Origin of the sequence: Kitasatospora sp. GP30 (genome assembly GCF_029892145.1) — a bacterium.
Classification (GTDB): domain Bacteria; phylum Actinomycetota; class Actinomycetes; order Streptomycetales; family Streptomycetaceae; genus Kitasatospora; species Kitasatospora acidiphila.
The window spans coordinates 1-4,980 of sequence record NZ_JARZAH010000089.1 but is presented as its reverse complement, the minus strand read 5'-3'; the positions used below and the strand labels follow the sequence as shown (position 1 = coordinate 4,980).

General features: G+C 70.4%; 2 protein-coding genes. Both read left to right on the top strand.

Annotated features, from left to right (window positions below; genetic code table 11):
* Positions 1–886 (top strand): beta-ketoacyl reductase (locus tag P3T35_RS40160; RefSeq protein WP_280709849.1); only part of this gene is annotated, 886 nt, incomplete at its 5' end.
* Between the two features lie 54 nt (positions 887–940).
* Positions 941–4,980 (top strand): beta-ketoacyl synthase N-terminal-like domain-containing protein (locus P3T35_RS40155; RefSeq protein WP_280709847.1); only part of this gene is annotated, 4,040 nt, incomplete at its 3' end.

The window sequence follows — 4,980 nt, the reverse complement described above, 5'->3', positions numbered from 1 at the left end:
TCCGGCGGGGCAGGCGGGGTATGCGGCGGCGAATGCGTTCTTGGATGGGTTGGCGCAGCATCGGCGTGCGCAGGGCCTGCCCGCCCACTCCCTGGGCTGGGGACTGTGGGATCTGGACGGTGGCATGACGGGCCGGCTCGGTGACGCGGACCAGGCCCGCCTCGTCCAGTCCGGTGTCAGGCCGCTGTCGCCGAGCGAGGGGCTGGAGCTGTTCGACGCCTCACTCACCGTCGACCGTTCGCACCTGGTGCCGATGGGGTTGGACCGGTCACGTCTTCGTGCCGGTCGGGAACTCCCGCTCGTGCTGCGGGGGTTGGTGGGCGCACCGACTCGGCCGGTCAGTCGGGCGGCGAAGGCCGACGCGGCACCGGTGGCGCAGACCCTGGCGGGTCTCGCCGGTCCGGAGCGGGCCGAGGCCCTGCTGCAGCTCGTGCGCGCCAACGTCGCGTCGATCCTCGGATACGCGTCGGCCGATGCCGTCCCCGGTGACCGCGGCTTCCTCGACCTGGGCCTTGACTCGCTCACGGCGGTCGAACTCCGCAACCAGCTCGGGAACGCGACCGGGCTGCGCCTGCCGGCGACAATCCTGTTCGACTACGGGACGCCGGCGGCATTGGTGGAGCACCTGACCGAAAGGCTCGCTCCGAAGCAGGAGGACGGTGAGTCCCGGATTCTCGCGGAACTCGACCGGTTGGAGTCCCTGTTGACGAACCTGTCGCAGGAGGATCCGCTGAACGCAAGTGTGACGAAGCGGCTCCAGTCGCTGCTGGCCAAGCGAAACCCCGCCCAGAAGTCCGCGGGAAGCTCCGATGCGGCAGACCGGATCCGGTCGGCGACCGCCGACGATCTCTTCGCCTTCATCGACAAGGAACTCGGCCGATCCTGACTCGGCAACCGATCCGACCATTCCCCCGGCGCCGCAACGCATAGGACTTTCGCAATGACCACCAATGAAGAGAAGCTCGTCGACTACCTGAAGTGGGTCACCGCCGACCTCCAGAAGACGCGTGAGCGCGTCCAGGAGCTGGAGGCCGGTGAGCGCGAGCCGATCGCCATCGTCGGAATGAGCTGCCGCTACCCGGGCGGCGTCCGGTCTCCCGAAGACCTGTGGAACCTCGTGGTGAACGGGTCGGACGCCGTCTCCGGCTTCCCCGTCGACCGTGGCTGGGACGTCGACGGCCTCTACGACCCGGACCCCGACGCGAAGGGCCGGACCACCGTCAGGGAGGGCGGTTTCCTGCACGAGGCGGCCGAGTTCGACCCCGCGTTCTTCGGCATCGGCCCGAAGGAAGCAGCGGCCATGGATCCGCAGCAGCGCTTGCTCCTGGAACTCACCTGGGAGGCCTTCGAGCGGGCCGGAATCCGACCGGAATCCGCGCGCGGTGAGCAGGTCGGAGTCTTCACCGGGCTCATGTACCACGACTATTCGGCGCGGTTCCTGGCCATTCCGGAGGGCTACGAGGGCTACATCGGCAACGGGAACGCCGGCAGCATCGCCTCCGGCCGGGTTGCCTACACCTTCGGTCTGGTGGGTCCGGCGGTGACGGTGGACACGGCGTGTTCGTCGTCGCTGGTGGCGCTGCACCTGGCGGCGCAGGCGCTCCAACGGGGCGAGTGCTCCATGGCGTTGGTCGGTGGCGTGACGGTGATGTCCACGCCGAGGACGTTCATCGAGTTCAGTCGCCAGCGCGGCCTGGCGACGGACGGCCGGTGCAAGTCCTACTCGGCGGACGCCGACGGCACGGGCTGGGGCGAGGGTGCCGGCATGCTGCTGGTGGAGCGGCTGTCGGACGCGGTGACGAACGGGCACAAGGTGCTTGCGGTGGTGCGGGGTTCGGCGGTGAACCAGGACGGCGCCAGCAGTGGTCTGACGGCGCCGAGCGGTCCGTCGCAGCAGCGGGTGATCCGGCAGGCGCTGGCGAGTGCCGGCTTGTCCACCGTCGATGTGGACGCCGTCGAGGGCCACGGGACGGGGACGCGGTTGGGTGACCCGATCGAGGCGCAGGCGCTGCTGGCGACCTACGGCCAGGGGCGCGATGGCGAACGTCCGTTGTGGTTGGGCTCGTTGAAGTCGAACATCGGTCACACGCAGGCGGCGGCCGGTGTGGCGGGTGTGATCAAGATGGTGATGGCGATGCGGGAGGGTGTCCTTCCGCAGACGCTGCATGTCGATGAGCCGTCGCAGGAGGTGGATTGGGCCTCCGGTGCGGTGGAGTTGCTGACGGAACGGCGGGCGTGGCCGGCGGTGGATCGTCCTCGGCGTGCGGGTGTGTCGTCGTTCGGGGTGAGTGGGACGAATGCGCACGTGATCCTGGAGCAGGCGGAGGAGCCTGCATTGGCGGTTGTCGCGGAGCCTCTGGTTGGGCTTCCGGTGGTGCCGTTGGTGGTGTCGGGCAAGTCTGAGGAAGCCGTTCGGGGTCAGGTGGCGGCGCTGCTGGAGTGGGTGCGTGAGGGCGATGTCCGGGTGCTGGATGCGGCGTTCTCGGTGTTGACGTCGCGTTCGGTGTTCGAGCACCGGGCGGCTGTGGTGGCCGCGGATCGTGATGAACTGCTCACCGCTCTGGGTGGGTTGGCCTCGGGTGGCGTGGCTGTTTCGAGTACGGTGGCGGGTCGCCTGGGGGCGGTGTTCTCGGGGCAGGGTTCGCAGTGGGCGGGCATGGGCCGGGAGCTGGGCGGGGCGTTCCCGGTGTTCGCCCAGGCGTATGACGAGGTGTGCGCGCAGCTGGCGGTGGAGCTGCCGTTGGATGACTTGATCCATCAGACGGGGTTTGCGCAGCCGGCGATTTTCGCGTTGGAGGTGGCGTTGTACCGGCTGTTGGAGTCGTGGGGTGTGACGGTCGGGGTGTTGGCGGGGCATTCGGTGGGTGAGATCGCGGCGGCGCATGTGGCGGGGGTGTTGTCGCTGGAGGATGCGTGTGCGCTGGTGGTGGCGCGCGGGCGGTTGATGCAGGCGTTGCCGACGGGTGGCGCGATGGTGGCGGTCGGCGGGTCCGAGGACATGGTCCGCGAGGTGCTGGCGCAGGCCGAGGGTGTGTGGGTGGCGGCGGTGAACGGTCCGTCGTCGGTGGTGCTGTCGGGCCTTGAGGAGCCGGTCCTTGCCGCCGCCGCGAAGCTTGCGGAGCTGGGGTGCCGTACGCGGCGTCTGACGGTCAGCCATGCGTTCCACTCGGGTCTGATGGATCCGATGTTGGAGGAATTCGCGGCCGTCGTGGCCGGGTTGGACCTACGCGAGCCGGTGCTGCCACTGGTCTCCACCGTCACCGGCCGGGTGGAGTCGGAGTTGTGGACGCAGCCGCAGTACTGGGTGCGCCAGGTTCGCGACGCGGTGCGTTTCGCTGATGGCGTTGCCGCCATGCTGGAGCTGGGTGTTGGCAGCTTCGTTGAGGTGGGCCCGGATGCGGTGCTGTCCGGCATGGTCGCGGAGTGCCTGCCGCAGGACGGCCCGGCCCGCGCCGTGGTGCCGACGATGCGCTCGGGACGCGACCAGGTCCGCGGCGTGGTGGAGGCGCTGGCGCGCCTGCACGCCGCCGGCACCCCGGTCGCGTGGGAGCGACTGTTCGAGGGCACCGGCGCCCGCCGCGTCGACCTGCCGACGTACGCGTTCCAGCGCCGCCGCTACTGGCTGGAGGCCGCACCAGAGGCGGACGTTGAGAGCCTGGGCCTGGTGGGCGCCGAGCACCCTCTGCTGAGCGCCACGGTGGCGATGGCAGATGACAGCGGTGTCGTGCTGACCGGCCGTCTGTCCCTTGCGACTCATCCGTGGCTGGCCGACCACACGGTTCTGGGCAGTGTGTTGCTGCCGGGGACGGGGTTTGTGGAGTTGGTGTTGCGGGCTGCGGATCAGGTGGGTTGTGGGGTGTTGGAGGAGTTGACGTTGGAGGCTCCGCTGGTGTTGCCGGAGCGGGGTGCGGTGCAGTTGCAGGTGGTGGTGGGTGCCCCGGATGGGTCGGGGGTGCGGGCGGTGGGTGTGTATTCGCGGCCGGAGGGTGTGGGTTCGGATGGGGTGGAGGAGGCGTGGCGGCGGCATGCGGCGGGTTCGCTGGCGGCCGGTACGGGTTCGGCCCGCGCGCTGCCCGTGGCGGTGGGTGAGTGGCCGCCGGCCGGTGCCGAGGCAGTGGACCTCGACGGCTTCTATGAGCGGGCCGAGGCCCTGGGCTTCGCCTACGGGCCGCTGTTCCGGGGGCTCCGACGGGCGTGGCGGCACGAGGGTGATCTCCTGGCCGAGGTGGCGCTGACCGCAGGCCCCGAGGTGCGGACCGCCGGGTTCGGCATGCATCCGGCGCTCTTGGACGCGGCGGTGCAGGCCGTCGGCCTGACCTCCGCGGAGTCCGACGGGGCTCGGCTGCCCTTCTCCTGGTCGGGTGTGTCCCTGCACGCCGCCGGCGCGTTGAACGCCAGGGTCAGGGTCTCCGAGGCGGGCCCGGACGCGGTCTCGCTGCAGCTGTGCGACGTTGCGGGGCGGCCGCTGGCCTCGGTGGCCTCCCTGCTGCTGCGGCCGGTTTCGGCCGAGCAGATCGAAGCCGCTGGCACAACGGCGAACGCGCCGCTCTTCGCCCTGGACTGGCCCGAGCTTCCGGTGGCGGACACCGCGGCCTCGGCCGGTACTGCCGACGGTGCCACCGCGCGGTATGCCGTGGTGGGTGCCGATGCCTTCGGTCTCGCGACCGCACTCGGCACGGACCACTGCACGGTTGACAGCCATGAGGACCTTGACCACCTGCTTTCCGCCATCGCCTCCGGGACGGGCGTGCCGGATGCGGTCTTCGTACCGGTTGCCGGAGCGGCGGGGGGCTCCGACGTTGCCGCGGTGACCCATGCGACCACGGCAGACGTGCTCGCCGCACTCCAGCGCTGGTTCGCCGACGAGCGGGTGTCTGGCACCCCGCTCGTGGTGGTGACGCGGGGTGCGGTGGGTGTGGAGTCGGGGTCGGATGTTGTTGATCTTGCTGGTGCTGCGGTGTGGGGGTTGGTGCGTTCGGC